General features: G+C 75.7%; 1 protein-coding gene and 1 pseudogene. Both read right to left on the reverse strand.

Annotation, left to right across the window (positions count from 1 at the left end; translation table 11 throughout):
* Window positions 1-348, reverse strand: a pseudogene (locus AOK16_RS27815) (hypothetical protein); the annotation flags it as partial.
* Window positions 345-1,063: pyridoxal phosphate-dependent decarboxylase family protein (locus AOK16_RS24960; protein ID WP_240483746.1), on the reverse strand; the 719-nt coding region annotated here is incomplete at its 5' end. The pseudogene AOK16_RS27815 and the gene AOK16_RS24960, both read right to left, overlap by 4 nt.

Here is a 1,063-nt window from a genome sequence, read left to right on the forward strand (position 1 = left end):
GGTCGGCCCGGCGGTGGCAGCGGGTCCGGTGTCCGCGGCGGGCCCAGTGGCCGCAACAGGCCCGGTGGCCGTGGCGGGTCCGGTGCCGGGCTGGGCGGTCACGGCGGGCCCAGTGGCCGTGGTGGGCTCGGTGGTCGCACCAGGCCCAGTGGCCATGGCAGGTCCGGCGGTCGCAGCAGGCCCCGTGGCCGTGGCGGGTCCGGTGCCGGGGTGGGCGGTTGCCGTGACGGGCGCGGCGGGCCGGGTCGCGGGCTCGGCAGGTGCGGTGGCCGGGCCGTCGGACGGGCTGTTGCCGGGGCCGTTGGCGGAGTTCGTACGGTTCGCGTGTCCTGCGGCGGACTCGGTCATTTGGCGGCGCTCCCTTCGACGATCTCGAGGAGGGCTTCGAGGTCGGCTGGCCGGGTGTGCGGATTGAGGACGGTGGCCTTGAGCCACAGTTTTTCGATGCCGTCGCGGTGGTCGGTGGCGCGGGCCCGGCCGAGGACGGCGCGGCCCTCGGTCATCAGGGCGCGGCGCACGGCACCGACGTGTTCGTCGGTCGCGCCCGCGGGCCGGAACAGCACGGTGGAGAGTGTGGGCCGCTCGTACGCGTCGAAGGCCGGGTGGGCGTCGACGAGGTCGGCGAGGCGCTGGGCGGCGGCGCAGGTGTGCTCGACGAGTTCGGCGAGCCCGGTGCGGCCGAGGGCGCGGAGGGTGACGGCGACCTTGACGACGTCGGGGCGGCGGGTGGTGCGGATCGAGCGGCCGAGGAGGTCGGGGAATCCGGCCTCGGTGTCGTCGGGCGGGTTGAGGTAGTCCTCGCGGTGGCCGAGGGTTTCCAGGGCGGTGGTGTCGGGGACGGCGAGGAGGCCGGCGGGGACGGGCTGCCAGCCGAGTTTGTGCAGGTCAAGGGTTACGGAGTCGGCTCGGGAGAGTCCGTCGAGCCGGCCGGCGAGGGTGCGGCTGAAGAGCAGGGGGGCACCGTAGGCGGCGTCGACGTGGAGCCGGGTGGCGTGGGCGGCGCACACGTCGGCGAGTTGCGGCAGCGGGTCGATCTCGCCGGTGTCGGTGGTGCCCGCGGTGG

The organism is Streptomyces pathocidini (genome assembly GCF_001418495.1).
Taxonomy (GTDB): domain Bacteria; phylum Actinomycetota; class Actinomycetes; order Streptomycetales; family Streptomycetaceae; genus Streptomyces; species Streptomyces pathocidini.